This is a genomic window from Rhizobium sp. BR 317, from assembly GCF_047445835.1.
GTDB lineage: Bacteria > Pseudomonadota > Alphaproteobacteria > Rhizobiales > Rhizobiaceae > Rhizobium > Rhizobium paranaense.
Window position 1 is genome coordinate 75,619 of record NZ_JARWLB010000014.1, and the last position, 25,967, is coordinate 101,585.

At 59.6% G+C, this 25,967-nt stretch carries 19 protein-coding genes; 5 read left to right on the forward strand and 14 right to left on the reverse strand.

Annotated features, from left to right (window positions below):
* Positions 1–22 precede the first annotated feature (22 nt).
* From QD357_RS21210 to QD357_RS21220, 3 genes are all read left to right on the forward strand, one after another.
* Positions 23–1,048 carry a fumarylacetoacetate hydrolase family protein gene (locus QD357_RS21210; RefSeq protein WP_414124965.1) on the forward strand — a complete coding sequence of 342 codons (1,026 nt, stop codon included), beginning with the start codon at positions 23–25 and terminating at the stop codon, positions 1,046–1,048.
* On the forward strand, positions 1,045–1,677 hold the full coding sequence (maiA, locus tag QD357_RS21215) for a maleylacetoacetate isomerase (RefSeq protein ID WP_414124966.1): 633 nt from the start codon (positions 1,045–1,047) through the stop codon (positions 1,675–1,677). Before QD357_RS21210 ends, maiA begins: the two co-directional genes overlap by 4 nt.
* 307 nt (positions 1,678–1,984) lie before the next feature.
* The gene (locus tag QD357_RS21220) at positions 1,985–9,259 is read left to right on the forward strand and encodes a hypothetical protein (protein ID WP_414124967.1); all 7,275 of its coding nucleotides are present in this window, start codon (positions 1,985–1,987) and stop codon (positions 9,257–9,259) included.
* Positions 9,260–9,328: 69 nt separating this feature from the next.
* Here the strand turns inward: QD357_RS21220 and QD357_RS21225 are convergent, their stop codons facing one another.
* The 13 genes from QD357_RS21225 to QD357_RS21285 form a co-directional block, all read right to left on the reverse strand.
* Positions 9,329–10,312 carry a Tim44 domain-containing protein gene (locus QD357_RS21225; protein WP_183939615.1) on the reverse strand — a complete coding sequence of 328 codons (984 nt, stop codon included), beginning with the start codon at positions 10,310–10,312 and terminating at the stop codon, positions 9,329–9,331.
* A gap of 476 nt (positions 10,313–10,788) precedes the next feature.
* A complete protein-coding gene (locus QD357_RS21230) occupies positions 10,789–11,577 on the reverse strand; it encodes an ABC transporter ATP-binding protein (protein ID WP_183939617.1) in 789 nt (262 codons plus the stop codon).
* A gap of 7 nt (positions 11,578–11,584) precedes the next feature.
* Positions 11,585–12,619, reverse strand: coding sequence for a FecCD family ABC transporter permease (locus QD357_RS21235; RefSeq protein ID WP_183939619.1), 1,035 nt, complete (start codon positions 12,617–12,619; stop codon positions 11,585–11,587).
* A gap of 2 nt (positions 12,620–12,621) precedes the next feature.
* Complete coding sequence (locus QD357_RS21240; protein ID WP_183939621.1) at positions 12,622–13,599, reverse strand: FecCD family ABC transporter permease; 978 nt, start codon at positions 13,597–13,599, stop codon at positions 12,622–12,624.
* Between the two features lie 50 nt (positions 13,600–13,649).
* On the reverse strand, positions 13,650–14,570 hold the full coding sequence (locus tag QD357_RS21245; RefSeq protein ID WP_414125012.1) for an ABC transporter substrate-binding protein: 921 nt from the start codon (positions 14,568–14,570) through the stop codon (positions 13,650–13,652).
* A gap of 250 nt (positions 14,571–14,820) precedes the next feature.
* Positions 14,821–16,224: an MATE family efflux transporter gene (locus QD357_RS21250; RefSeq protein ID WP_414125013.1), complete on the reverse strand. Its 1,404-nt coding sequence runs from the start codon at positions 16,222–16,224 to the stop codon at positions 14,821–14,823.
* Between the two features lie 13 nt (positions 16,225–16,237).
* Positions 16,238–17,305, reverse strand: a complete 1,068-nt coding sequence (locus tag QD357_RS21255; protein ID WP_414124969.1) for a PLP-dependent cysteine synthase family protein — start codon at positions 17,303–17,305, stop codon at positions 16,238–16,240.
* Complete coding sequence (locus tag QD357_RS21260) at positions 17,302–18,636, reverse strand: Y4yA family PLP-dependent enzyme (protein WP_183939627.1); 1,335 nt, start codon at positions 18,634–18,636, stop codon at positions 17,302–17,304. Before QD357_RS21260 ends, QD357_RS21255 begins: the two co-directional genes overlap by 4 nt.
* A complete protein-coding gene (locus QD357_RS21265; RefSeq protein ID WP_414124970.1) occupies positions 18,627–19,622 on the reverse strand; it encodes an ornithine cyclodeaminase in 996 nt (331 codons plus the stop codon). The genes QD357_RS21260 and QD357_RS21265 overlap by 10 nt, the downstream gene beginning before the upstream one ends.
* Positions 19,623–19,751: 129 nt before the next feature.
* A complete protein-coding gene (locus QD357_RS21270; RefSeq protein WP_183939629.1) occupies positions 19,752–20,192 on the reverse strand; it encodes a ParB N-terminal domain-containing protein in 441 nt (146 codons plus the stop codon).
* A 337-nt stretch (positions 20,193–20,529) separates the two neighbouring features.
* The gene (locus tag QD357_RS21275; protein ID WP_414124971.1) at positions 20,530–21,417 is read right to left on the reverse strand and encodes a DUF3313 domain-containing protein; all 888 of its coding nucleotides are present in this window, start codon (positions 21,415–21,417) and stop codon (positions 20,530–20,532) included.
* Between the two features lie 144 nt (positions 21,418–21,561).
* Positions 21,562–22,899, reverse strand: a complete 1,338-nt coding sequence (locus QD357_RS21280; RefSeq protein WP_414124972.1) for a sensor histidine kinase — start codon at positions 22,897–22,899, stop codon at positions 21,562–21,564.
* Positions 22,899–23,570, reverse strand: a complete 672-nt coding sequence (locus QD357_RS21285; RefSeq protein ID WP_183939813.1) for a response regulator transcription factor — start codon at positions 23,568–23,570, stop codon at positions 22,899–22,901. Before QD357_RS21285 ends, QD357_RS21280 begins: the two co-directional genes overlap by 1 nt.
* Positions 23,571–23,999: 429 nt before the next feature.
* Between QD357_RS21285 and QD357_RS21290 the strand changes: the two genes are divergently transcribed.
* Positions 24,000–24,989, forward strand: coding sequence for a potassium channel beta subunit family protein (locus QD357_RS21290; protein WP_183939633.1), 990 nt, complete (start codon positions 24,000–24,002; stop codon positions 24,987–24,989).
* A gap of 188 nt (positions 24,990–25,177) precedes the next feature.
* Positions 25,178–25,504 (forward strand): hypothetical protein, encoded by a 327-nt coding sequence (locus QD357_RS21295; RefSeq protein WP_414124973.1) that lies wholly within the window; start codon positions 25,178–25,180, stop codon positions 25,502–25,504.
* Positions 25,505–25,710: 206 nt separating this feature from the next.
* Here the strand turns inward: QD357_RS21295 and QD357_RS21300 are convergent, their stop codons facing one another.
* The gene (locus QD357_RS21300) at positions 25,711–25,956 is read right to left on the reverse strand and encodes a hypothetical protein (RefSeq protein WP_183939637.1); all 246 of its coding nucleotides are present in this window, start codon (positions 25,954–25,956) and stop codon (positions 25,711–25,713) included.
* Positions 25,957–25,967: the final 11 nt, after the last annotated feature.

Genomic DNA, 25,967 nt, shown 5'->3' on the forward strand with positions numbered 1-25,967 from the left:
CCTCCGACACTGGGATTGGGACATGAAGCTTGCGACACTGAAAGACTCCACAAGAGACGGCCGGCTCGTCGTCGTCTCCCGCGACCTTACCCGCTGCTCCGAGGTCGGTCACATTGCCCGCACGCTGCAGGCAGCCCTCGACGATTGGGAGCATGTGGCACCCAGGCTTGCTTTGATCGCGGAAGGTATCGAGACCGGAGCCCAGCCGACAATCCGGTTTCACGAACATGCAGCCGCCTCGCCTTTACCGCGGGCCTATCAGTGGGCCGACGGCTCGGCCTATGTCAACCATGTGGAGCTTGTGCGCAAGGCGCGCAACGCCGAGATGCCGGCGAGCTTCTGGGTCGATCCGCTGATGTATCAAGGGGGATCAGACGGTTTCCTTGGCCCCCGCGACCCGATCGCGATGGCCGACGAGGCATATGGGATCGACATGGAAGGCGAGGTTGCCGTCATTGTCGGCGATGTTGCCATGGGTTCGACTCCGGAGGCTGCCCGCAGCGCCATCCGCCTGCTGATGCTCGTTAACGACGTATCGTTGCGCGGCCTCATCCCGGAAGAGCTGGCAAAGGGATTTGGTTTTTTCCAGTCCAAGCCGGCATCGACATTTTCTCCGGTCGCGGTGACGCCGGAGGAACTTGGAGACGCCTGGGATGGCGGCAAGGTGCATCTGCCGCTGCTCGTGACTTTGAATGGCAAGAAATTCGGCAAGGCAAATGCGGGCGTCGATATGACATTTGATTTTGGCCAACTGATCGCCCATGCCGCCAAGACCCGCAATCTCGTGGCCGGGACGATCGTCGGCTCGGGAACGGTTTCCAACAAGCTCAACGGCGGGCCGGGCAAGCCGGTTGAAAACGGCGGAGACGGTTATTCCTGCATCGCCGAGATACGGATGATCGAGACAATTGAAACCGGATCGCCGAAGACCCCCTTCATGAAGTTCGGAGACCAGGTCCGGATCGAGATGAAAGATCGGACCGGGCATTCAATCTTCGGAGCGATCGAGCAGACGGTCGAAAAATATGAAGGGTTGAAGCCGCGATGAATGAGGTCGTCCTCTACGACTACTGGAGATCATCGGCGAGCTACCGTGTCCGCATCGCGCTCAACATGCTTGAGATCGACTATAAAACCGTGTCGATCAACCTGTTGGAAGGTGAGCAGAGAAGCGGGGATTATCTGGCGCTCAACCCGCAAGGGTTTGTGCCGACGCTGGTGATCGATGGAAAGACGCTGACGCAGTCGCTCGCAATCATCGAATATCTGGCGGAGCTTCGGCCGGAGTATGGATTGCTGCCGCTGGACATTGCGGAGCGGCAACAGGTACGAGCACTTGCTTATGCGATCGCCATGGACATCCACCCCATCTGCAACATGCATGTCGCGGCGCATGTCATAAGCATAACGGGCAAGGCTGAAGCCCGCGAAGAATGGACAAAGCACTTCATTGCGGACGGCCTCGGCAAACTGGAAGCAATGCTCTCTGAATTCAATGGAGAGTTCAGCTTTGGAGATCAGCCGACGATGGCGGATCTCTGCCTTGTTCCCCAAGTCTATAACGCCCGCCGATGGGGAGTTGATATCACCGCTTTCAAGCGCATCGTCGATATCGATGGCAATTGCGCCAAACTGCCCGCTTTTCAGGCGGCGCATCCCGATCGCGCGAAACCATAACGGCAAATCTCAATCATAACAGAGTTTGAGAAGCTGCTGCGGCCTCTTACCCGCTTCAGAGGGATCAAGTCTGGTCCGGCATTGAGGAGCGCCTCGATCTGTTTGGTTTTGCGATGGAAAATCGTCCAGAGACCATCTGATAGAGAGATCGGCGAGCGTCGGTCAACTTCAGGTTCAGGCAAGCCCCTTTTCGTACTCAGCATTTACAGGATGACGGACTCGCTTGGCCGATGCTCATTCAGAGCTTGGGCAGATGGACCGCCGTCGGTTGTTGAGACGTTGGATTTCACGTTTAGGATTTGCGGGCATGACTTCGATCAGTTCTTCCCTGAGTGTCAATCAGATCAGACTTCTGTCGACGGCAACGGTCGCGGCTTGGTCCGCCGAAGATGTGGCGTCGCTTTCCACGACTCAGATCGCAGCGCTTTCTTCGGCTCAGGTCGCAGCTCTGGATACGGAAGATGTCAAAGTTCTCGACTCAGAGCAGTTGGGCGCCATTTCGCAAGGTGCCATCATCGGTCTGACGCTGGATCAGTTGAGCATTCTCGACAAGGTTGCCATCGAAAGTCTGAACTCGGGCCAGGTTTCCGCGCTCACCACGACGCAGCTTCATGCGCTGACGACAGATCAGGCGGAGGCACTGACCACGTCTCAAGTCGGCGCCCTCAAAGCGTCGCAACTCGCGGCCCTCACTGCGGATGATGTAGCGACGTTTTCGACCGAGGACATCGCGGCGATTGCCAGCAAAGCCATGTCGGGCCTGAGCACGGGGGCGATCGCGGCGCTCTCCTCCGGTCAGCTCGCTGCATTGACAACGGCCCAGGTCAACGCCCTCAAAACGACGCAACTCCAGGCCCTCGATAGCGATCAGCTCGAGTCCTTGTCGACCGATCAGATTGCTGCCTTGAATACCGGGGCAATTGCAGGCCTGACGTCCGCTCAGATCTCCGTCTTCAGCACCGATCAGGTCGAGGCTTTGACGTCGGCGCAGGTGAAGTCGCTGAGTTCTGTACAGCTCGCAGCCCTCAGTTCGGACGATATCGCGACGTTCTCGACTGCCGATATGGCGGCGATCACGAGCAAGGGCATCTTGGGCTTGAGCACGGCCATTCTGGCAGGGCTCAGCACCGGCCAGATCGCCGCTCTGGGTACCGGTGCGATCGCAAGCCTGACGACCGATCAGGTCGTGGCTTTGAGTGCCGATCAGGTCGAAGCACTGTCGTCGACGCAGGTCAAAGTATTGAGTTCCACGCAGCTCGATGTTCTTGGTACGGATGACATAGCGACATTCTCCACCGCCGATGTGGCCGCGATCACGAGTAAGGCCGTGCATGGCTTGAATGAGGATATGATCGCAGTCCTCACCACAGATCAGATCGCAGCCCTGAGCACCGCCGCGGTTGCAAGCCTGGCGACCTATCAGGTCGCGGCTTTGAGTACTGATCAGGTCGACGTCCTATCGACGGCACAGATCAAGGTGTTGAGTTCAACGCAGCTCTCGGCTCTGAGTTCGGAGGATATGGCGTCGTTCTCGACCGCCGATATCGCGGCGCTCACGAGCAAGGCCATCCCGGGCCTGGGCGTGGACATTATTGCGGCGCTCTCCACCAGCCAGGTCGCCGCACTGACGACGGCTCAGGTCGCCAGCCTCACGACGACGCAGCTCGCGGCCATGGACACGGATCAGGTTGAAACCTTGTCGTCGGCACAAGTGGCGGCGCTGACTTCGACGCAGCTTTCTGTCTTAGGCACGGAGGACATAGCGGTGTTCTCGACCGCCGACATGGCGGCGATCACCAGCAAAGCCGTGCCGGGACTGAGCACGGACATTATCGCGGCGCTCTCCTCCGATCAGATTGCCGCGTTGACGACATCCCAGATCCACGCCCTGAAAACAACGCAGCTCCAGGCCTTGGATACCGATCAGTTTGACGGCCTGACGACTGCTCAGGTTGCTGCTTTGAGCACCGGTGCGACGGCAAGCCTGACGACCGATCAGATCGCGAGCATGAGCACTGCTCAGATCGAGGCCCTGACAACGGCGCAGGTCAAAGCCCTGTCCTCGGTACAGCTTGGCGCGCTCAGCACGGATGACATAGCGACATTTTCGACCGCCGACATGGCGGCGATCACGAGTAAAGGCATCTCGGGCCTGGGTACAGCCGTCATCGGAGCCCTCACCACCCATCAGGTCGCGGCTCTGAGCACCGTCGCGATTCTGGGCCTGACGACCGATCAGGTCGCAGCTTTGAGCACCGATCAGGTCAAGGCTCTGTCCTCGGTACAAGTGAAGTCGCTGAGTTCTTTACAGCTTCAGGCTCTGGGCACGGATGACATAGCGACGTTCTCGAGCACGGACATCGCCGCGATCACGACGAAAGCCTTGCCGGGCCTGAGCACGGACGTTGTCGCAGAACTCTCTACGAAACAGATCTCCGTCTTGTCGACGCTGCAGATTGCTGCCCTCAAGACAGCGCAGCTCGCTGCCATGACCACGAGCCAGGTCGAAGCCCTGTCGTCGACACAGGTGAAGGCGCTGAGCTCGACACAACTGGCGGCCCTCAGCGCGGAGGACATAGCGACGTTCTCGACCGCTGATATCACGGCGATCGCCGGCAAAGCCGTGCCGGGTCTGAGCACGGAGATTGTTGCGGCCTTTACCACGGGTMAGATCGCCGCATTGACGACGGCCCAGGTCGCTGCCCTCACAACAGTGCAACTCCAGGCCTTGAGCACCGATCAGGTCGAAGCCCTGACGCCGACACAGGTGAAGTCGCTGAGTTCGACGCAACTTGGGGCTCTGGGCACGGATGACATCGCGACCTTCTCGACCACCGATATCGCGGCAATCACCACCAAAGCTCTGCCGGGTATGAGCGTCGACACTGTTGCTGCGCTTAGCACCGATCAGATCGCTGTGTTGACGACGCTTCAGATGGCAGTCCTCCAAACGTCGCAAGTCGCAGCCTTGAGCACGAGCCAGGTCGAAGCCCTGTCGTCGGTACAGGTGAAATCACTGACTTCGACGCAGCTTGGAGCCTTGACCGGGGAAGATATAGCAACCTTTTCCACCGCGGATATCGCAGCGATCACGAGCAAAGGCATCTCGGGTCTGAGCACGGACACCGTTGCGGCTCTTACCGCCGATCAGATCGCAGTATTGACGACCGCCCAGATTAGCGGCCTCAAAACGGTGCAACTTCAGGCCTTGGACGCCGATCAGATTGAGGCCTTGTCGACCGCCCAGATTGCTGCCTTGAGCACCAGTGCGGTTGCAAACCTGACGGCGGATCAGGTCGAGGCTTTGAGCACCGATCAGGTCCAAGCCCTGACCACGACACAGGTGCAGGCGCTGGGTTCGACGCAACTTGCTGCCCTGAGTGCGGAGGACATAGCGACCTTCTCCACCGCGGACATCGCAGTGATCACGAACAAGGCCATGCCGGGTCTGAGTGCGGATGTTGTCGCCGCTCTCACCACCACCCAGATCGCCGCGCTCAGCACCGGTGCGATTGCAAGCATGACGGACGACCAGATCGAAGCTCTGAGCACCGGTCAGGTCGAAGCACTGTCAACGGCACAGGTGAAGGCGCTGAGTTCGACGCAACTTGGGGCTCTGGGCACGGATGACATCGCGGTGTTCTCGACCGCCGATATCGCGGCGATCGCGAGCAAGGGCATGTCGGGCTTGAGCGCGGATGCTATCGCCGCTCTCACCACAGTTCAGCTCGCTTCGCTGAGCACCAGCGCGATCGCAAGCCTGACCACCGATCAGATCGATGCCTTGAGCACCGTTCAGGTCGGTCTCCTGTCCGCCACGCAGGTCAAGGCGTTGAGTGCGGCACAAGTCGCCGCCTTGGGCGACGATGTTGCAGTCTTGTCTACCGACAAAATTGCCGTGTTGAGCACGTCGGGCGTTTCGGGCCTGACTGCCGATCAGATTGCTACTCTCAGCTCCACTCAGATCGACGCCTTGACCAGTACCCAGATCGGCGCCCTCAATTCGACGCAGATCGCGGCACTGACAACGGGCGACATAGCAACGCTTTCAACGACCCAGATCGCGGCTCTGAGCACCGGCGGCGTCGCAGGACTTTCGACCAGCCAGATCGCTGCTCTCAGCACCGGCCAGATTTCGCTCTTGTCGACCAAGCAGATCGCAGCGCTGAGTTCGGCACAAGTTGCAGCCTTGAGCACAGGCGACATAGCGGCTCTTTCAACGGCGCAAATTGCCTCCCTGAGCACGGGCGGCGTTGCGGGATTGAGCTCCAAGCAGCTTGCAGTCCTCAGCACCAGCCAGGCGGAAGCCCTGACCAGCGCCCAGGTCGGCTCCCTCAGTTCATCACAGATTACCGTGCTGAGTGCGGACGAAATAGCGACCTTCTCGACCAAGGACATTGCGGCGATCAGTTCCAGTGCTATTCCAGGCTTGGCGACAGCGACGATTGCGTCCTTGACGACCGCCCAGATCGCAGCCCTGAGTACGCAAGGCATCAGCGCTCTGAGCACCACGCAGATCGCTGCCTTAAGCACGGTTCAGGTGGAGGCCTTGACGAGCACCCAGGTCGGTGCGCTGAGCTCGCGACAGATTGCCGTCCTCAGCGCCGACGACATAGCAACCTTCTCGACCAAGGACATTGCGGCGATCAGCTCGAATGCCATTGCCGGCTTGTCGACGGACACGCTCGCCTCCCTGACGACTGCCCAGGTCGCGGCGTTGAGCACGATAGACATCAATACGCTGAGCACCAAGCAGATCGCGGCGCTGAACACTGCTCAGATGGAGGCTTTGACCAGCGCGCAGATCGGCGCTCTCAGTTCCGCACAGCTTACGGTGCTGGGAGCTGACGACATCGCAACCTTCTCGACCAAGGAGATTGCCGCGATCGGTTCGGCCGCCATCCCCGGCTTGTCGACGGATGTGATCGCCGCCTTGACGACGGCTCAGATCGCGGCTCTGAGTACGCAGGGCGTCAGCGGTTTGAGCACCAAGCAGATCGCGGTGCTCAGCACCGATCAGGTGGACGCTCTGACCAATTCCCAGGTCGGCGTGCTCGGATCGAGACAGATCGCGGCCCTGAGCACGGGCGAGATCGCTTCGCTTTCGGCAAGCCAGATAGCCTCTTTGAGCACCGCGGGCATAGCGGGTCTGAGCACGGATCAGATCGCAGCGCTCAGCACCGATCAGGTCGAGGCGATGACCAGCACCCAGGTCGGCGCGCTCAGCTCGAAGCAGATTGCCGCCCTCAGCGCGGAGGATTTCGATACTTTCACTGCCGCGGAGATGGCCGCGGTCGGTTCAACTGCGGTCTCCGGCCTGTCTACGGCAACGATCGCCTCGCTGACTCCGACCCAGATCGCAGCGCTAGGCACGGCAGGCATATCGGGTCTAACCACCGATCAGATTGTCGTCCTCAGCGCGGATCAGGTGGATGCCCTGACGACCTCGCAGGTCGGTGCTCTCACGTCGAAACAGATTGCAGCCATGAGCACGGCCGACGTCGCTTCGCTTTCGGTCGAGCAGGTCGCGGCACTTGGCACGGCGGGCATCGAGGGTCTGACCACGGATCAGATCGCTGTGCTCAGCACCGATCAGGTCGAGGCAATGACCAGTACTCAGGTCGGCGCGCTCAGCTCGAAGCAGATTGCCGTCCTCGGTACGGACGATCTGGATACCTTCACGACCGCCGAGATGGCAGCCATCGGTTCGAGCGCGGTCGCCGGCCTGTCGACGGCAACGGTCGCGTCGCTGACGCCAAGCCAGGTCGCAGCCCTGGGTACGGCGGGCATAGTGGGGCTGACCACCGATCAGATCGCCGTCCTCAGCACGGATCAGGTGGATGGCCTGACGACGGCGCAGGTCCATGCTCTCTCCTCGAAACAGATCGCAGCTATGAGCACTGGCGACATCGCTTCGCTTTCGCTGGATCAGGTCGCGGCACTTGGCACGGCAGGCATTGCGGGCCTGAGCACCGCTCAGATCGCGGCGCTGAACACCTATCAGGTTGAGGCACTGAACAGCACTCAGATCGGTGCGCTCAGCTCGACGCAGATTGCCGCCCTCAGCGCAGACGATCTGGATACGTTCACCGCCGCGGAGATGGCCGCGATCGGTTCCAGCGCGGCCTCGGGCTTGTCGACGGCAACGCTTGCCTCTCTGACGCCGACCCAGATCGCAGCTTTGGGCACGGCGACCATATCGGGTCTGACCAGCGACCAGATCGCAGTCCTGAGCACAAGTCAGGTGGATGCCCTGACGACGGCCCAGGTCGGCGCTTTGACCTCGAAGCAGATTGCGGCCATGAGTACAGGCGACATTGCCTCACTTTCGACAGAGCAGATCGCGGCACTTGGCACGGCGGGCATCGCGGGCCTGACCACCGCTCAGATCGCAGCGCTCAGCACCGATCAGGTCGAGGCATTGAGCAGCGTCCAGATCAGCGCGCTTAGCTCGAAACAGATGGCTGCTCTCACGACGGACGATTTGGATACCTTCACGACCGCCGAGATAGCCGCGATCAGTTCGAGCGCGGTCTCGGGCCTGTCGACGGCAACGGTCGCCGCGCTGACGGCGAGCCAGGTCGCAGCTCTGGGTACGGCGGCCATATCGGGGCTGACCACCAACCAGATCGCTGTCCTCAGCACGGATCAGGTGGACGCTTTGACGACGGCTCAGGTTGGCGCTTTGACCTCAAAGCAGGTTGCGGCCATGACTACGGTCGATATCGCCTCGCTTTCGGATGCGCAAATAGCCGCTCTGGATCCGAAGGCTGTTGCAGGCCTCGGCAGCCTGCAGGCCGGCGCCTTGAGCATCGAGCAGGTCGAAACACTCTCGACCGCTCAGATAGCGGGATTGAGTTCGGACGGGCTTAAGGGCCTGACCACGGATATGCTGGACACCTTCTCGGCGGAAGAACTTGCCGCAATTAGCTCAGGCTCGATAAAGGGGCTGTCCACGGACTTCATCGCGACGCTCTCTGACGATGAGATCGCCGCTTTGAGCACTGGAGGCATCTCTGGATTGACGAGTGATCAGGTCAAGATTCTTAGCGAAGAGCAGATCGAAGCGCTCTCCACCAGCCAGATAGCCGCAATGAGCTCCTCTGGGCTCGCCGGGTTGACCACGGCGGATCTGGAAACCTTCTCGACCGACGAACTTGCTGCGATTAGCTCGACGGCGATCAGGGGATTGTCCACGACCGCCATCGCGTCCCTATCCTCCGGCGATATCGCGGCTTTGACGACGAGCCAGGTTGCTTCGCTGAGCTATGTTCAGGTGGCGGCAATGACTACCACGCAAATCGGAGCGCTGTCGGCATCGCAGGTCAACTCCTTCGACGTGATACAGGCCGCCGCGCTGAGCGGGGATGATCTGTCAGCGTTTTCCGACGAGCAGATCGTCTCCCTGACGACGAGCGCAGTCACGGGATTGAGCACCAGTGCGCTCGCCTCCCTGACGACCTCCCAGGCCGAAGCGTTTACTCCGGCTCAGATTGCCGCCATGACGTCGGCGCAGGTCGACGCGTTGGCGACGAGCAGCTCCGATAGCGCGGCAGACACTTTGTCTTACCTGACAGTCTGACGTGCGGCGGTGACACCGGCCGATCATCAATCGCCGGTACGATGAGACATTGAGCCTGCCGAGGCAGGCTCAAGCGTGACGGAGTTCCGTTCCCTGGATAGCCGAAAGCTTCCAGTCCGAACCGGGCTTGCGCACGAACGTCCAAATCTCGGTGGTCTCAGACGCATTGCGATCGTCGCCGTCGACAACCCGGCCCGTCGTGCGGTCGAGCAGCGCATCGACGCTCGAGTAACGCATGGCGAGAGTAGCATATTCGGCATTGGCCTCGCGCCAGGCTTCCGAGATATCGCCCTGCAGCAGACGCACATTGGTGACGCTGTTGCGCACGCCCTTGGTCGCGTTTTCTCCAAGCTCTTCGGCAAGATAGGACATCGCCTCCGGCGTGGTGAGACGGCGCAGGCTATTGTAATCCTCGGCGCCATAAGCCGACTGGACTTCGGTCAGAAGCTGTTCGAAACGATCGAGATCGGCTTGCGTGAGCCCGATTTCGTCATTGGCCTTTCTTTGCTGCGCGGGGCTTGCAGCTCCGCCGCCGATCGCCGGAATAGAGAAGGAGGAAGGCCGAGACCCGTTCATATTGTAGGACGCGTTCGATCCCAATGCGGAATAGGAGGTTTGCTGCCGATTTGCGAAAAACCGCATGGCGAAGCTGATGGCCGCAATGATCAGGCCGATCTGCAGCAGCAGGCCAAGGAAGCCAAAGCCGCCGCCGAAGCCATGTCCGAGCAGCATGCCGAGAAGACCGCCCGCAATCAATCCGCCGATCATTGACCGGCCGAAACCATTGAAGAGGCTAGGACGTGGCTGCGTATTGATCGGCGATTGCGTTTCGGTCTGCGGCCGCGGCGTCATGGTCCGCTCGATGGGAGCGGCCTGGGTCGGAGCGGTGCGCGTTATCGCCGGAGCGTCATAGGTCCGCGTTCCGCGGCTGCCAAATCCACCGAAACCGCCAGCGCGACGCGCATCGGCGTCGCCGAAGCTCGCAAGGGTGGTGGCGAGGGCGAGAGCGACGATGACTGCAAGCTGAGTGAAACGCGGAACTGCACTAAGCATTGTTTCTCCTGTCCTTAGGCAGAAAGATGATTTGCAGTTCTATATAGGAACCGTTACTTGCGATTAAAAGCTGGCGGGACGCTTCCCTTCTGGAAGGTGCAAGCCGGCGGCGCGTCGATCGTCTTGTGCCACGACCATCAGACCGTCACTTTCATGCCTCTATCAGCAGCCTTTCCAACGGGAAGAGGTGGCATGGAGCATGGAGGAGATCAGAGCCTTCTCGCGAAGGTTGCTTATCTCGGCATCCGCCAATTCTGTGCATTGAAACTCACCGGCGCCTGCCGCCAGACTAGCCGCTGAGATATTTCCGGATTCCTTTTCTGGAACGGTGCGAACACGCGGTTTACCCAAAAGCCACTGAACCAAACGCATGCGAAATAGAAGTCCAGCCAAGGAACCCTGGGAGGATGTGTTCGGATCATGATCTTCCGGATACATTTCCGAGACCACCCAAAGCCAGCGCGACTCCGCTCGTCCTAGTGATACCGATGTGCAAGCTCGACGTCGAAATGCGGAGGCGCATCGGAGGTGATCGGCACAAAACGCCCCTTCACCCGGAAGACCTTTTCGATCAGCCCCGTGTCGGCCAGTACCTTTGGGTCACCGTCAAAGACCAGATTGCCCCTATCGAGCAGTGAAATCTGGTCGCAAACGGACATTGCCTGATTGAGATCGTGGATCGCCATGATGATGGTGACACCTTTTTCCCGGCTGAGCCGATAGACGAGATCAAGGACCTCCACCTGATAGCCGATGTCGAGGAACGACGTCGGTTCGTCGAGAAGCAGGATCCGCGCTTCCTGTGCAATCGCCGCCGAGATCCAGGCCCGCTGGCGCTCGCCGCCGGACAATTCCCGAAGGCTCCTTTCGGCGAAGCTTTGAAGGCCGGTGCTTTCCAGCGCCCAGCGAATGGCGTCTTCGTCCTGAGGGCCATAGTTCCGGAACAGGCCGACATGCGCGAAGCGACCTTGCCGGACCAGTTGCGCCACGGTCATCTCATCAGGCGCAGCCGGTTGCTGCGGCAGAAATGCGAGGTGCTTGGCCAATTGTCTGCGCGACATGGATGTGATCGGCCTGCCGTCGATCTCCGTGTTTCCTCCCGCCGGATTGATCAGACCGGAAAGGGCTTGGAGGGCCGTACTCTTTCCGGAGCCGTTGGGTCCGATCAGCGCGCGGATCTCGCCTGGCCTGAAGGAGAGATCGAGGGCGTTCAGCGCTCTTCGAGCACCGTAAGCGACGGATAGACGGGAACACGACAGCAGCATGGCATCCTCACGGGGTTTTGCGCAGAAGCGCGATAAGCACGGGAACGCCGCAGATCGCCGTGACGATGCCGATCGGGATTTCGTCGGCTTGTCCGATGAGCCGACCGGCAAGATCTCCCAGGGTCACAGTCACGGCGCCGAGGGCGATCGTCAGCGGCAGGACGAGGGTGCTACGCCTGCCGGCAAGAAAGCGGGCAAGGTGAGGGACGATGAGCCCGATGAAGACGATCGGGCCGACCGTGCCAACCGCACTTGCCGCAAGCGCGCAGGATAGAAGCAGCGCAAGAGAAAATTGCCGCCGGTAGGAAAGCCCGAAGGATCGGGCCGTGGAAGCATCGAAGCGCAGGAGTTCCAGCGGCCTGCGGATCATGGGCAAGACAGCGAGACCGACAACCGTATACGGAAGGAGGAAGGCAGTATGTTCCCAACTGCGCGCGTAGAGACTGCCGGAAAGCCATTCCAGTAGCACCTCGACCCGCGCGGAGCCCCAGCCTGCGATCAATCCGATGGCGAGGGCCTGCAGCACGGCTCCCACGGCAATGCCGCAAAGCGTGATGCGAAGCGGCCCAAGGTCGAGGCGAAACGCAAGCACATAGATAATGCCGCCCGCAAGAAGACCACCCACCGTGCCGACGGCCGGCAGCCATTCCAGCGGGAGTTCGGCGACCGTCGTCGATCCGCTATAGTGAATATAGACCGTGAAGAGCAGGAAGATGGTGACTGCAAGCGTTGCCCCCTGAGAGACGCCCATAATCGATGGGTCGGCGAGGGGGTTGCGGGTAATACTTTGAAGAATAAGGCCGGCAACAGCGAGATGAATGCCAGCCAGTATTCCCGTCACGATGCGGGGCAGGCGAATATCCATGATGACCGATTGCGCCTGTTGCGAACCGTGTCCCGTGAACACAGCAATGACATCCGAGGGCGGGATATCGGCCACGCCCACAAACACCGCCAGCACGAACGAGAGGAGCGCGATGACGGCGAAGGCGAGCAAGAACCCGGTGCTGCCGGTGTTTCGGAGTGACAAGGAGGTGGCCATGGTCACGCTTCTCCCTTGAAGGAGAAGTTGCGGCTTTGGACGAGGTAGATGAACAACGGTCCTCCTATCAGCGCCGTGACGAGGCCAACCGGAAGTTCTTGGGGAGCCGCAACGCTTCGCGCAATCACGTCGGCGGCAACCACCATCAGGCCGCCGATGGCTGCGGTAAGCGCAATCGTCCATCCCTGGCTCTTTGGCCCCAAAAGCCGGGCGATATGCGGTGCTGCCAACCCGACGAACGCGACGGGACCTGCCACCGGCGTAACGCCCGCCACGGGGAGAACCGCGAGAAGAAGCAGCAATGGTTTCCAAAACGAGAGCTGCAATCCCATCCCGGCGGCGGCCTGTTCGCTAAGGGCGAGGAGACCGATCACGCGCTGGCATGCCAATGCGCCGGCGGTGCCGAGAAAAACCCATGGGGACATGTATGCGAGCTGCGTCCAGGAACGTCCCTGAAAGCCGCCGGCCAACCAGAAAAGCAATGACGGCACCTGCGGTCCGCTCAAAAGAAGGATGTAGGTCGAGACTGCGCTGAGGAACAAAGAAATGCTGACGCCGCCAAGGGCCAGATGCAAAGGACGTCCTCTGCCCCCGCGCGAGACCCAGAAGGTCAACAGCGCAGCCGCTAAACCGCCCGCCAGTCCGACCAAGGGATAATATGCGGATGAGAGCCACGGCATGAAAACGAAACAGAAAACGATTGGTGTCACCGCTCCGGATGTCACGCCGGTCAGACCCGGTCCGGCGAGCGGATTGCGGGTCAGTGTCTGCAACAGATAACCGGAGACGCCGAGACCGGCGCCTCCGATGAAAGCCGCTAGGCTGCGCGGCAGCCGCAATGTCCATACGACAATGGAATCGATCTTCCCGTCGGGTTCGAACAGAACCGTCCAAAGAGCGCGCGGCTGAAGCGGCTTTGCGCCGACCAGAAGCCCGCCGACAATCACGGTCGCGGCAACGGCCACGATCGTGATTGTCATCACCAGCGATCGAAGATCATTCCGTGGCCGCATAGCGGCCGCACTCCTCATCAATTTTGCAGCTCGGTCGGGATCAGCTTGGCCGCCTCCGCCTTGACATCGACGGCGGGGAAGGTGTCGGGGTAGAGGTAGTGCGCGGCCTCACGCAGCACCAGTTCACGGCCGATCGGACCATTGGTCTCCACCCACTCGTCGCCGACATAGTGCACGCGACCAGTCCTGACGGCTGAGAGCTGCTTCCAGATGGGATTGTTTTCATGCGGACGATCCGGGCCGCTATCATAGACGAAGATCACTTCCGGATCTTTTTCCAGCATCGTTTCGAGGCTGAGCTGTTCGCCGAACCGGCCGTCCTTTGTCATCGGGCCAACGATATTGTCGCCTCCGAGCGCTGCAACGATCGATGCTGCGGTGTTTTCGGTATGGAAGGAGAAGGGGGTATCGCCCGCCCACATGATCTGGAAACGCGGATGCGTATTCTTCGGCGCCTTCGCGGCGAAATCCTCGAGATCCTTCTTGAAAGCGGCGTTCAGTTCTTCGCCGCGCTTCGGCTGTCCGAACAGTTTCGAAAGGTCGGCGACCTCCTGATAGCTTTGGCTGAGAAGCTCCATATTGTAAGCGATATAGGGCGCGATCTTTTCGAACTGTGGGGCATTGCCGACGGTGTAGCGTTTCATGGCAATGATAACGTCGGGCCGGACTTCCGACAGCAATTCGAGATTGGGCTTCGCTCGTTGTCCGATCTGCTTCATGTCCTTCGTCAGGCCAAGAAGGAAGTCCGGTTCGCGTCCGGCCGTCATGTAAGTGGTTGCAACAGGCTTGATGCCGAGGGCAAGCGCGACATCGACCGCAAGGTAGGAAACCGAGGCTATCCGCTTCGGGTTGACCGGGGCTTCTACGGTCACGCCGCGCTCATCGACGATCGAAAGCGTCTGTTTTTCCTCGGCGAAAGCGCCTGCCGAGGTCAACATGACAATGATGCTTGCAATATTAAATACGCCCAACGCGCGCCGCCGCATGGCGATATCCTCCAGTTCAATATTTGTTACAACATAACGTTTCGTTGGCAGGCGCCTCTCCCCACCGCTTTCCTATGCAAGAAGCGGCGGGAGACGGCCTGGCCTGCAAAACTTGACTCTAGCAGTCTGCTTAGCGAGAAAATATGATGATTACAATCATCTTTTATCGCGGCATGCGGGAATATTGTTCGCGTCGGGCTTGCTAACTGGCACCTTGATATTCAGGGTTTTGCAGCGTAGCCGATGCCATTCTGAGGTCGGTTACGAAACGCCACCACAGCAAGAAGCTGGTAGCTCCGAACCCAAGGCACAGGCCGAACCAGATGCCGTAGCTGCCCCAGCCGATCCAATATCCGCAGACCGCCATGGCCKGGATGCCGATCAGCCAGTAGCCGATCAGCGTGTTTGTCAGCCCGGCCTTGGTGTTTCCAAGCCCGCGCAGCAATCCGATGCAGATATTTTGCGAACCCTTGAAGAATTGATGCGCTATGGCGAACCAGAGAAGCGTGCTCGCCGCGGCGAGCACGGCCGGATCGGCCTCGTCACCCAGGAAGGGGCGCAGCACCGCCTGCGGAAGCAAGACGTAGACAAGCCCAACAGCCGTCATGATGGAGAAGCTGATCGTGAAGGTGCGCCTCGCGATCGCACCGACTTCACTGGTTTGGCCCTTTCCGGCCGTGCGGCTCACCAATATCGAGGAGCCTTGCGACAATCCGATATTGGCCTGGTAGACGATATAGGCGAGTTGGTTGACGATATTGGAAGCAGCGAGAGCGACCGGACCGAACGTACCCATGAATACCGTCGCGATAGAGGTAATTGCCGCTTCGGAACCATAGGTCAAAGCGATCGGCGTTCCCATCCTGGCGATTTTTTTTATCGTCGCGGGCTGTGCCCGAAATCCATACAGCGCGAGGAGGGTGTTCAGCTTTTCATCCCGCTGGACTGCTCGCAAATAGACAAAAAAGGTCCATATCTGGACAAGCGTGGTTGCCAGACCGATGCCCGCCAGACCAAGCTTCGGCAAGCCAAGCCATCCGTAGATGAAAGCGGCGTCGAGCAGAGCGTTGACGGCGATCGAGATGATCGTAACCCGCAGGAGTGAGCCGGCGCGGCGCATTCCCACCGCAAACTGACGCAGGACATTGAGCCACAGCATAGGCAGCAGACCCGGTGCGAGGGTCAGCATGATCGGCTTCGCAAGCTCGACGACCGTGCTGCTCTGCCCGAGAAAGACCAGGCAATAGCTGAGAGCGACGAGGATGATGCCCGCGGCAATCGCGACGATCGTTGCCAGCAGCATGGAGGCTCGGAGGAGATCGCGAACTTCGTCCTGCGTGGTGGCGTCGATGGATGAGGTTCCGGTTCTCTTTTCCCCTTGTCCAACCGAAGTGGCAATCATGTTGCCAACGCCCGTCACCATGCCGACGCACATCGTGCGCAGTTGATTGTAGAGCAGGATCGCGAGGCCGCCCGCAGCAACGGCCTGAACGCTGATGAAGCCCATCATCAGCAGGTCGGTGCTGGTAAGAGCGACCTGGGCGAACTGGATGCCGGCGATGGGGGCGGCGAGCGTGATGATTTCCCGATAGTTCCGAAATTGCATTGTAGCCACGTCGTTATGCTCCCACCGCTGCCGCGGTTCGAGAGGCGAGATATATCGATTCCCGATAGGCATCGAAAAGCCGATGCAGGCGCCGATGTGCCGTCTCGTCGAACAGATGACGTTCCCGAAGCCAGTCGTCGTCGTAGATCGTGTCGAGATATTTTTCGCCTGCGTCGCAGACCAGGACCACCATCGTGCTGTTCGGCTCGATGAGGGCCAAACGTTTGAGCGCCACATGGATGCCGGCACCGGCGGTCCCGCCGACCAGCATGCCCGTTCGGCGAGCGACGACGCGGGCAGCCGTGAATGCATCGATATCGCCGACCGTCAATCCTTCATCGATCAGGGCATGATCGACATTGGTGCCGACGGTAAATCCGCCCGGTGCGCCGGCGCCGGTCTGCCAATATTTGCCGGGCTTGCCCCCGAAGATGATCGATCCTGTCGGTTCGACGCCGATGCTTGTGACCTGCGAGCCGAGGCGGCGCAACTCCCTCACCGTTCCGCATAGCGTGCCGCCGGTGCCGACGGCGCCGACGAGATAGTCGACATCCGTGCCGAGGTCACGGAGCAGTTCGGCCGCCAGGCCGACATAACCGTTGTTGTTGTTGGGGTTGTAGTGCTGATCCGGCCACAATGCGCCGGTTTCCTCGGCAATTTCGCCGGCGATGCGCCTCCGTTCGACAGTGCTCGGGCCTTCCCCCTTGCTCTCGACAAAAACGAGATCGACGCCCATGGCCCGCATCGCCCGCAGCTTGTCGCGCGATGCGTGGCTGTCGACGACGGCGGTAAACTTATAGCCCCGCTCCACTGCCGCAAGCGCCAGCCCCGTTCCGGTATTGCCCGAAGTCGGCTCGACGATGCGGCCGCCTGGCTTCAGCTTTCCGTCTCGCTCGGCTGCCAGGATCATTTCCCGCGCCATGCGAACCTTGCAGGTTCCGGTGGGGTTGAACTGTTCCAGCTTCAGTAGCAATCGGCTGCCGGATCCGGTCCGGGCAAGTTCCAGCAATGGCGTATCGCCAATCAGTTCAGAGCATGTCGTTACCACGCGTTCAGCAGGCCGGCTAATGTGTCTGGTCATTGATCCATCCTCCAGGTGAAACACTCGCCCTGCCGGGTCACAACAATTTTCGGCGGCAAGGCGAGCTGGTGAAACTCACTCTCGTTCTTGTCCATCTGATAGCCGGCTGTGTTGGGGTAGATGATTAGATCGCCATACCGAGGGGTCGCGGGAAATGCGATCTTGCGCCAGGTCAGAACGTCGTATTCCATGCAACTGGAGCCGCCGATCGCGGCGCGAACGGGCTCCTGGGGGCGGGGCGCTCCCCTCTGCACCAGAACAGGGGTCGGCAGAAACTCGCTGTTTTTCCACTGTTCCGACAAGCTCATGCTAAGGCCGGCCACGGTTACGATGCCGTGTTCTGCATTGCGCTTGAAGCCCTGCACCGGAAAGACCGTGATCCCAGCGCCGTCGAGAAGTGCTCGTCCGGGCTCGAGATACAGTTGCACCTCTGCAGCGATCAGCTTCGATGCGAGCGTCCCCTCAGCGTCCGGGCTTTGCAGGATCGCGTCGAGCATGGCGGCGCCGGTGGGGGCCTGGTAGTAGGGATAGAAGTGGTGGAAGCTCTTTCCGGCATGAAACTCGGCCGGATCGATCGTTTCCTTGAAAGCCTTCCACTCCTCTTCGTCGACATAGGCGCAGGCAAAGCCTCCGCCGATGGAAATCGCGGTGGCCGGAAAGCCCTGTCGGCGTGCTTCCAGGCATTGGTCGATCAACATCGATGCCAATTTGACGCGTGGCTCCACCGCATAACCATCGAGGTGGAAGGAAAAGCCGTCCATGATCAGGTGGCGTCTCGCCTTCGCGCAGCGCTCCAGTGCCACGCGAAGGTCATTTGAGCTCAATCCGAAGCGGCTGTTCTGCCCAGTCGGCGGCAGCACTCGCAGCAGGATGCGCAAGGGAGCGGTTTCCGCCGCGATATCGATCGCCCGTTCCAGTTCATCCAGGGCATCGATGGCAACGGTGGCGCCGTGGCGGCAAGCCAGCCAGAGGAGATCGTTGCTCTTGGCGGCGCCCGTCACGCCAATATCCTCGCCGAGGATTCCATTGGCGAGCGCATGAACAAATTCGGGCAGGCTGGCGACGTCGACCGATCCACGCAGTCTTGCAACTTCACGCAGCCATGCGCCCGCCTTGTTGGCTTTCTTGCCGAAATAAACGTGTCCTGTGACGTTTCTTTCCCGCAGAACGCGCTGGAAGGCCGCCAGATTGTCGGCGAAGCTTTCGGGATGGATGATGTGAAACGGGCCATCCGTCGCGCGGTGAATCTGGCTCAGCAGCTCAATGTCTTGTCGGACGGCAGTCGCCCAGGTCTGCTCCCGGGCGCGCATCGAATTGATCACTAGCTCCATAGTTCGACGCGCTTGCCGCGGCCGGCGGCAATCCCTCTGGTGGCCAGTGCGTGGGCGACAGGGATATCGGTGATGATCATGCCGCTGCTGAATGCGAACACCCGGTCTTCCTGAGTGTTGCGTCCGGGTTTGCGGCCACCGACGATATCCGGCAGTTCGGCATCGATCCTGGCAATGCCGTCCGGGCCGGCGAGCCGCTTTCCGGTCACGCCCAACTGGCCCTCGTTCGTCGCGATTGCATAGTCGGCATCGTGCAATGCGCCCGCCTCGACCCCTTTGCTGGCAACCGAGATCAACAGGCCACCGGGCTTGAGCCACTTGGTTTGGATTTTGGGGTGGGCGGCGCGGCCGGAGGCAGCCACGACGATATCGGATGCGGCGACCGCCTCCGGGACATCCTTCACCAACTCGATCTCGCGATCGGGAAAATACTTGGCAAATGTGGAAAGGCTCGCGGCAAGCCCATCGGGATGCGTACCGAAGAGGCGCAGGGTTTCGAGGCGGGGCAGGGCGGTTAGAAGATATGGCAGCGTATTGATGCCCTGCGCGCCTGTCCCGATCATCAGCGCCGATCTCGCGTTCTCCTTGGCGCAATGTTTGGCAATAATCGCGGTCGTGGCCGGCGTGCGCGAACCGCCGACGCGATGGCAATCCATGAACGCGAAGGGAAGTCCGGTCGTGTCGTCATAGAGGCTGATCGTGGTGTAGTATTTTTCGGCGCTTTCGCTGCCTTGGCGATAGGAGGTCTTGAAGCCGACTTGTTCGAGCGCGCCGTCAAATCCGAGCATCGAATAGGATACGGCGTCCCGCTGTTCATTCGGGAGTGGCATCATAAGCTTGGTCGGGCAACGGGACTGTCCCTCAGCATAGGACAAGTAGGCATCTTCGACGAGCCGAATGACCTCCGCTGGTGGCAGCTCGATATCCGATAAATCAGAACGTGTAAGGATATGGATGGCAGGCGTGTGCATGAACGTCTTGGTCATCGTCGATGCCTTTCGATGTTGCCGATGTGATGTGAGGGGACAAAGGGGTGCCGTTGGGCGAGCGCTCTGATTTCGCTCGTCCACTATCGCGGCGGAAGGATCTGCGCTGGGCTGTTTGGCGCTCTCGCCTTAGGAGGGAGCCATTGTATGTTTGGCGCTTGGGGCGGGGTCGGGATGCCGAAGCTCTCCCAGAGGAATGTCGCAAGCCGGCGGCGGGCCTTCGAAAATGTGGCGCGTCGTCTTGCAAGGGAATTTTCGGCCGCTACGCGCCATCTCGAAAATCATGTCGGGCGTGATTGTCTCACCCTGCCGCCATGCCTCCACCCGAACGGTGTCATAGTCCAAAAGAACGACTGGCAGGACTTTGAAGTCAAGGCGTTGCGCAATGGTGAGCCTGTGGTGTCCGTCCATGACGAACCAATCGCCCCGATGGACGGTGATCGGTCGCGTCCACCGACCGGATTGCACGATCTCCTGTTCGAGTTCGACGACTCTGTCACCATCGATTTCTTCGGTTGGAATGAGCTTCCGGGGGTCGAGAAGCTGGTATTGAACAATGCTTGTCTTCATTCATGCCTCCCCGAATCACGACCCGCGAAAAACGCGGGCCAGACCGTCTATGAGCGAGAACTTACACCCTTTTAGGCTGCAGTCAACAAAAGATGATGAAAATAATCAAGATTAGAATAGAACTAAGAATGCCTCAAAAAAACAGCGTGTTAGAATCTGGCTAACAAAATCATAACAACCATAAATAGTGTATGCGGTTGTACGAAAATGAGCCATGTCGTGGTTGGTCGCAACATCCATATTGCATGGATATGCGGCCCCGTCGATGACTTCGGGGGCCGCATGTCGTCGTTGCGTTTCAATGCCGACAGGCGCGATGCCTGCGCGCGATCATCAATCAATATGTCGCGGCCGGCTTAGGCTTTTTGTCGGTCCATTCGGGTGGCGCACCGTACTTCGCTGCCACCGCGCCTAGCAATCCAGGCGCTCGGCCAAACGCGCCACATGCGGGGTATTTGGGCTTTCCGCCGAGCCAGGATTGCATCCGCTGCTTCGAAGGAAGAGAGAGGTTCAACCCCTTCGGCTCCTTGCCTATGATCAGCATGCGGGAAAAGTCATTTCCAAACGTCGAAGCGAGGCTGTAGGCGTCCCCGACTTCCGAAACACGGGGATTGTTCTGGATCGAATTTGCCCCGCGAGCCCACACCATCGCGGCGCGTTGGGCGCCGCCGCTATCGACTGCCTCCGCCTCGACGGCAAGTCCGCCGAGACCGACGGGCAGGCGCGGCACGCTGACGGGCAAGACAAAACCGGAACCCACCGATACCGCGGTTGCCACCCCTGCCATCGCCTTGTTCGTCGGAACGATATCGGTGACGACGGATCGAATCGTCATATCGGCCGGCTGGCCGGCTGAGACCATTTGATACTTGTCGCTAAGCGCGACGCAGAGTGCCCGGTCGAGTGCGTTTGTCACCAACGAACGATCTGCTTCCGATCTGATGCGGGATGCGGCGCTGAATGTGAAAGCAGTCGGCACGATTCTGACCGTCTTGACCGCGGCAAGACGCTGTCCTTCGACGTAGATACGCGACTTGGACAACTTTCCCTTGGGCGCGCCAAGATTGCCGTAGGAGGTGAGCGTTCCGCCCTCTTTCAAAGGCACTGAGGTACATCCGGCCAGCGCCAGAGTCAGGGGTAACGCGAGATGGAGAGGTTTCAGAGAAAAGGTCGGCGCGAGGCCGGGAAGTCGGAAAAATGATTTGATCGATGGATTGCTGCGCACGCTTTAGGGCCTCCGTCACGGGTGTTTCGGAGGCGACATTGAAAGGGCGGGATTGCCGCAACATTACAGAATATTTGCAGATCGTTTCAGCGACAACATTGCGCGAGGCGCAACCTGCTGCCCGGATTATCGTGGCAGGCTCTGTCAGAGCTGAAGAGCCACCCGTGTCCCGGTCGGGCTGCTTTTGATGCTGACTTCGCCCCCGTGATTTGCGGCGACTTGCTTCACCAGGCTCAGGCCGAGACCCGCACCCTTGCTCTTGGGGGTAACGCGATAGAATGGTTCAAAAACCAGCTCTTGATGCTCGGGCGGTATACCGGGCCCTTCGTCCGCCACGTTGATCTGCCCGTCGGCCGAGACCGAGACGGTGATMATTCCCGTGTTGCCGCCGTGGTCGATGGCGTTGCGAACCAGATTGCTAATTGCCCTCGGTAAAGCGGAAGGACTGCCTTTGCGCTCGAGACTTTCCACATCGCTCTGAAAAGAAATCTGGTATCCAGCCGCTATCGCCACGGGCGCGAGATCGGCGACGACCATTCGTGCGATTTCAACAAGATCGACCGTTTCGTTGAGATCGGCTGCCTGATCATTACGCTCGAAATCGAGAAGCTGCTCGGCCGTATCAGCCAAACGCGCCACGCTGTCCGACAACCGCTTACGTTCCAGACCCTCGGGCATCCCATCGATCCGCGTTTGCATGATGGCGATAGGCGTTCTGAGCTCATGCGCGGCATCGATCAGGAAGCGCTGACGTTTTCGGGATTCACTCTCAAGCCGCTCGAGCGTTCCGTTGAAGGCAACCACCAAGGGAGCGACTTCTTTGGGGATACCGTCTGCAGGAAGGCGTGCTCCATGCCGGCGCGGTTCGATTTCCGATGCTTTGCGGGCAACGTCGCTTACACCGGTCAAAGCGCGCCTGACGATACGGGGGACCGTAAAAAAGACGGCGGGCAGAGCGATGACCAACAGGGGAGCGTAAATGGGGTAGGTCTTCGTGAGCATCACCAAAAACGTCGAACTTCTGCTGGGGTTTCCGCCATACATCACTCTGGCCTCACCGAAGGCTGTCTCGACCACGTCGATGGACGCGATCTCGCTCGTGTCCGGAGAGCCTTGTATGTCGGCACGTTTGATCAGGCGGACATAGTTGGCCAAGTCCGCATAAGGTGCAGGAACTGTACCGTAAGAGGCTGTCTTTCCATCCAGTGTGGAAACCAGAAACCAGGGCCCTTCGTTCTCTGCCTCCAATGACCTGAGACGCGGCTTGTCGGCGATAGCAAGCTTGCCTCCCGAATCCTGCGTGAGAGCTTCTTCGACTGCGGCAATCAGCCTATCCTCCATCCACTCGTTCGGTGAAAGGATTGTCGCTCCGTAGGCGCAGAGCCCAACGATCACCACGCCAACCACGGCGACGATAACCAGACTGAGCTGCCAGCTCAGCTTCCACCAAAGTGACGGGTTCAAGCTTTTCGCTTCGCGCATTATTCTTCCCTCAGGAGATATCCGACGCCCCGGATGTTGTGGACCGCGACGCCGGCGCCCGCCTCCAGCAGCCGCTTGCGCAGCCTGGAAATATGAGCATCGAGCGCATTGGACTGGATTTCTTCTTCGTAATTGTAGACTGCAGCTTCGAGCGTCGATCGAAGGACGGTCTTGTCTTTCCGTTTGGCCAGCGCCACCAAAACCAGAAGTTCGCGTCTGGGGATGTCGAACGGGATGGACCCGACGGTAACGTTTAAATGTAAGGGATCGATCACCATGCGGCCCACGGCCATTTGAAGTTCCGCCAGAGTGGGCGGTCGTCTGAGGACAGCCCGCAAGCGCGCCATCAGTTCTTCGACAAGAAATGGTTTGCCCAGATAATCGTCAGCGCCAAGATCGAGACCCTCGACACGCTCCATTGGCTCATTGCGTGCCGTCAGCACGATGATCGGCGTGTCTGATCCCGTCCGCCTCAACTGCGGGATAAAGGCCAGCCCCTCGCCATCGGGCAGGCGGCGATCGAGGAGGATCGCATCGTAAACATTCTGACGTGTCAATTCGACCGCGTCGGCAAGGTGCATCGTATGGTCGGTGACGATGCCATGTTTGCTCAGCGCAACCGACAGCGCATCCGCCAGCTCCCGCTCATCTTCTATCAGTAGAATTCTCATCGTCTTCCCGCTTTGCCCACTCTCCTCGTTTGTGCTGCAAAGGTTGCAGCAGCATTGCGGAGCTTGAAAGGCGGTCGGGTAATACTGCCGCAATTGTCGAAGCCTAGACGTCGACATCAGCGAACAACACAATTGGAGAGCAGCAAGATGCTCTATCTCAGATCCATTCTCCCCATCCTGGCTCGGCATCTCCTGTCAGCCATCATATTGGGCACGCTTTTGGGCGGACCGCTCGTCATTCTACTTTTCAAATAGCGTCTCGGCGATTGGTCATTCCCATGTTCTTGGCGCTGACGCGGATCGCTGAACGGGCAGGATAGAGCGCAAATCCAGCGTCTTGTCCTCGACGAAGTCTGACGGGAAGGTGATTGTCTTTGTCGCCGCTGTGGGCCTATGGTGCCGCGTCCTTTGTCCCTTAGGAATTGCGCCATGGAATATCGTCGTCTTGGAAAATCTGGCCTGCAGGTCAGCGAGTTCTCTTTCGGATCATGGGTTACGTTCGGCCGGCAGGTCGAAGGCAGCGATGCCGTCAGTCTGATGGCGCGTGCCTATGACAGCGGCATCAATTTCTTTGACAATGCCGAGGGCTATGAGAGCGGGAAATCCGAAATCGTCATGGGCGAAGCCCTGAAAACCTTGGGCTGGAGCCGCGACAGCTTCATCGTTTCCAGCAAGGTGTTCTGGGGCGGTCAGAAGCCGACACAAAGAGGCCTTTCGCGCAAGCATGTCACCGACGCCGCCCACGCTGCGCTGAAGCGCCTGCAGATCGACTATCTCGATCTCTATTTCTGCCACCGGCCTGACATCGATACGCCGATCGAGGAAACGGTTCGTGCCATGCACGACCTCGTCGCCCAAGGCAAAATCCTCTATTGGGGCACGTCGGAATGGTCGGCCCAGCAATTGACGGAAGCCTATGCGGTGGCCCGCGACCTGCGCGTTACGCCTCCGACGATGGAACAGCCGCAATACAATATTTTCGAGCGCCAGAAAGTCGAAGGCGACTACCTGCCGCTTTATGACCTGATGGGCTTGGGCACCACGATTTGGTCACCGTTGGCATCGGGCATTCTGACCGGCAAGTACAACAAGGGCGTGCCCAACGACAGCCGCATGAACTTGCCCGGTTATGAATGGCTGAAGGAGAAATGGGCGAGCGAGACCGGCCGCGCCCGGCTTGTCCAAGTGGCGGAACTGGCAGATCTTGCGGAAGAGATCGGCATTTCGATCACCCATCTCGCGCTGCTCTGGTGCCTTTCTAACCGCAATGTGTCGACGGTAATCCTCGGCGCATCGCGCATGAGCCAGCTCGAGGACAATCTGGCCGCGCTGGCACACAAAGACAAGCTGACGCCGGAGGTGTTGGCTCGTATCGACGCCATCGTCGCAAACAAACCGGCTGCCCCGCAGAGATTCTAAGATCCCAGGGCAGCCGCGAAGTTTGCGATGCCCGGGACAACCATCATGACTCCTTCGAGATTTCGACTGAATGAAATCGAAACGACGCGTTCACGCCACATTCAGGCGAACATTATCATGTTTGAAAGCGTTCCTTAGCTGAGTCGAAGACTTGAATCGAATGGCGTGAGGCGTCGAAGGTGGTCATGATGAAAAAGACAATTCTCTCGGTTTTCCTTGCTGCGGCGTTTGCAAGCAGCGCATTTATCTCTGGCGGCGTCGCTCAAGCGCAGCAATATGATTGGCGGGGCGGGCCGCCGCCGCAACGTTATCACCATCGTCATCACCATGATGGAAATGTCATCGCTGGCGGCGTGGCTGCCGGGCTTATTGGCGGATTAATCGGCGGCGCCATCGCAAATGGCGGAGGCTACGAGCCTGCACCCCCGCCGCCGAGATGCTGGTATGAGAGCCGCGCGGTTCAAAACGAATATGACGACGATTATCACTACGAGCGCATGCGCGTCTGCAATTGAGAGCCTTCCTTTCGCCCCTAAGGGCATGAAGGCATAACAGTAGGCCTCTCGATTGCCGAGGCCTGCTATCGCGGCCCCAAATGCCTGTGTTATTCCATATTCCGCTTACATCAGAACGCCTCGCTTTCGGTGGTTTCACCAGAGAAAGCGAGGCGTTGCAGTATGAAGAGAGTGCCCCGTGTGCGTTCAAATGAACGCAGGGCCCTCTAGGCTGGGCGAGACGTGTTGGCGACAATGACGGGGGTCAGCAGGTCGCCCCAGTTGCCGTTGCCGCTGTGATGGCGGGCGGAACGAACCAGCTCGACAGAGACGCCCGCCTCGACCGCATCCATAACGACCTGATTGAGGCGATGCAGCTCGTTGGCCAGCATGCGGATAACAGCCTGTTGGTCTGCAGTCATGGTGGAAGACTGTTCTTCAGTGCGTTCGCTGATGCGTGCGATGGATGGCATTGTCGTTCTCC

Bases quoted from the DNA above. Each gene is read 5' to 3' on its own strand.
- QD357_RS21225 (WP_183939615.1), bottom strand. From the start codon at position 10,312: ATGCTTAGTGCAGTTCCGCGTTTCACTCAGCTTGCAGTCATCGTCGCT.
- QD357_RS21235 (WP_183939619.1), bottom strand. From the start codon at position 12,619: ATGGCCACCTCCTTGTCACTCCGAAACACCGGCAGCACCGGGTTCTTG.
- QD357_RS21210 (WP_414124965.1), top strand. From the start codon at position 23: ATGAAGCTTGCGACACTGAAAGACTCCACAAGAGACGGCCGGCTCGTC.
- QD357_RS21255 (WP_414124969.1), bottom strand. From the start codon at position 17,305: ATGACCAGACACATTAGCCGGCCTGCTGAACGCGTGGTAACGACATGC.
- QD357_RS21295 (WP_414124973.1), top strand. From the start codon at position 25,178: ATGAAAAAGACAATTCTCTCGGTTTTCCTTGCTGCGGCGTTTGCAAGC.
- QD357_RS21245 (WP_414125012.1), bottom strand. From the start codon at position 14,570: ATGTTGACCTCGGCAGGCGCTTTCGCCGAGGAAAAACAGACGCTTTCG.
- maiA (WP_414124966.1), top strand. From the start codon at position 1,045: ATGAATGAGGTCGTCCTCTACGACTACTGGAGATCATCGGCGAGCTAC.
- QD357_RS21290 (WP_183939633.1), top strand. From the start codon at position 24,000: ATGGAATATCGTCGTCTTGGAAAATCTGGCCTGCAGGTCAGCGAGTTC.
- QD357_RS21285 (WP_183939813.1), bottom strand. From the start codon at position 23,570: ATGAGAATTCTACTGATAGAAGATGAGCGGGAGCTGGCGGATGCGCTG.
- QD357_RS21300 (WP_183939637.1), bottom strand. From the start codon at position 25,956: ATGCCATCCATCGCACGCATCAGCGAACGCACTGAAGAACAGTCTTCC.
- QD357_RS21265 (WP_414124970.1), bottom strand. From the start codon at position 19,622: ATGACCAAGACGTTCATGCACACGCCTGCCATCCATATCCTTACACGT.
- QD357_RS21240 (WP_183939621.1), bottom strand. From the start codon at position 13,599: ATGACAATCACGATCGTGGCCGTTGCCGCGACCGTGATTGTCGGCGGG.
- QD357_RS21230 (WP_183939617.1), bottom strand. From the start codon at position 11,577: ATGCTGCTGTCGTGTTCCCGTCTATCCGTCGCTTACGGTGCTCGAAGA.
- QD357_RS21260 (WP_183939627.1), bottom strand. From the start codon at position 18,636: ATGGAGCTAGTGATCAATTCGATGCGCGCCCGGGAGCAGACCTGGGCG.
- QD357_RS21270 (WP_183939629.1), bottom strand. From the start codon at position 20,192: ATGAAGACAAGCATTGTTCAATACCAGCTTCTCGACCCCCGGAAGCTC.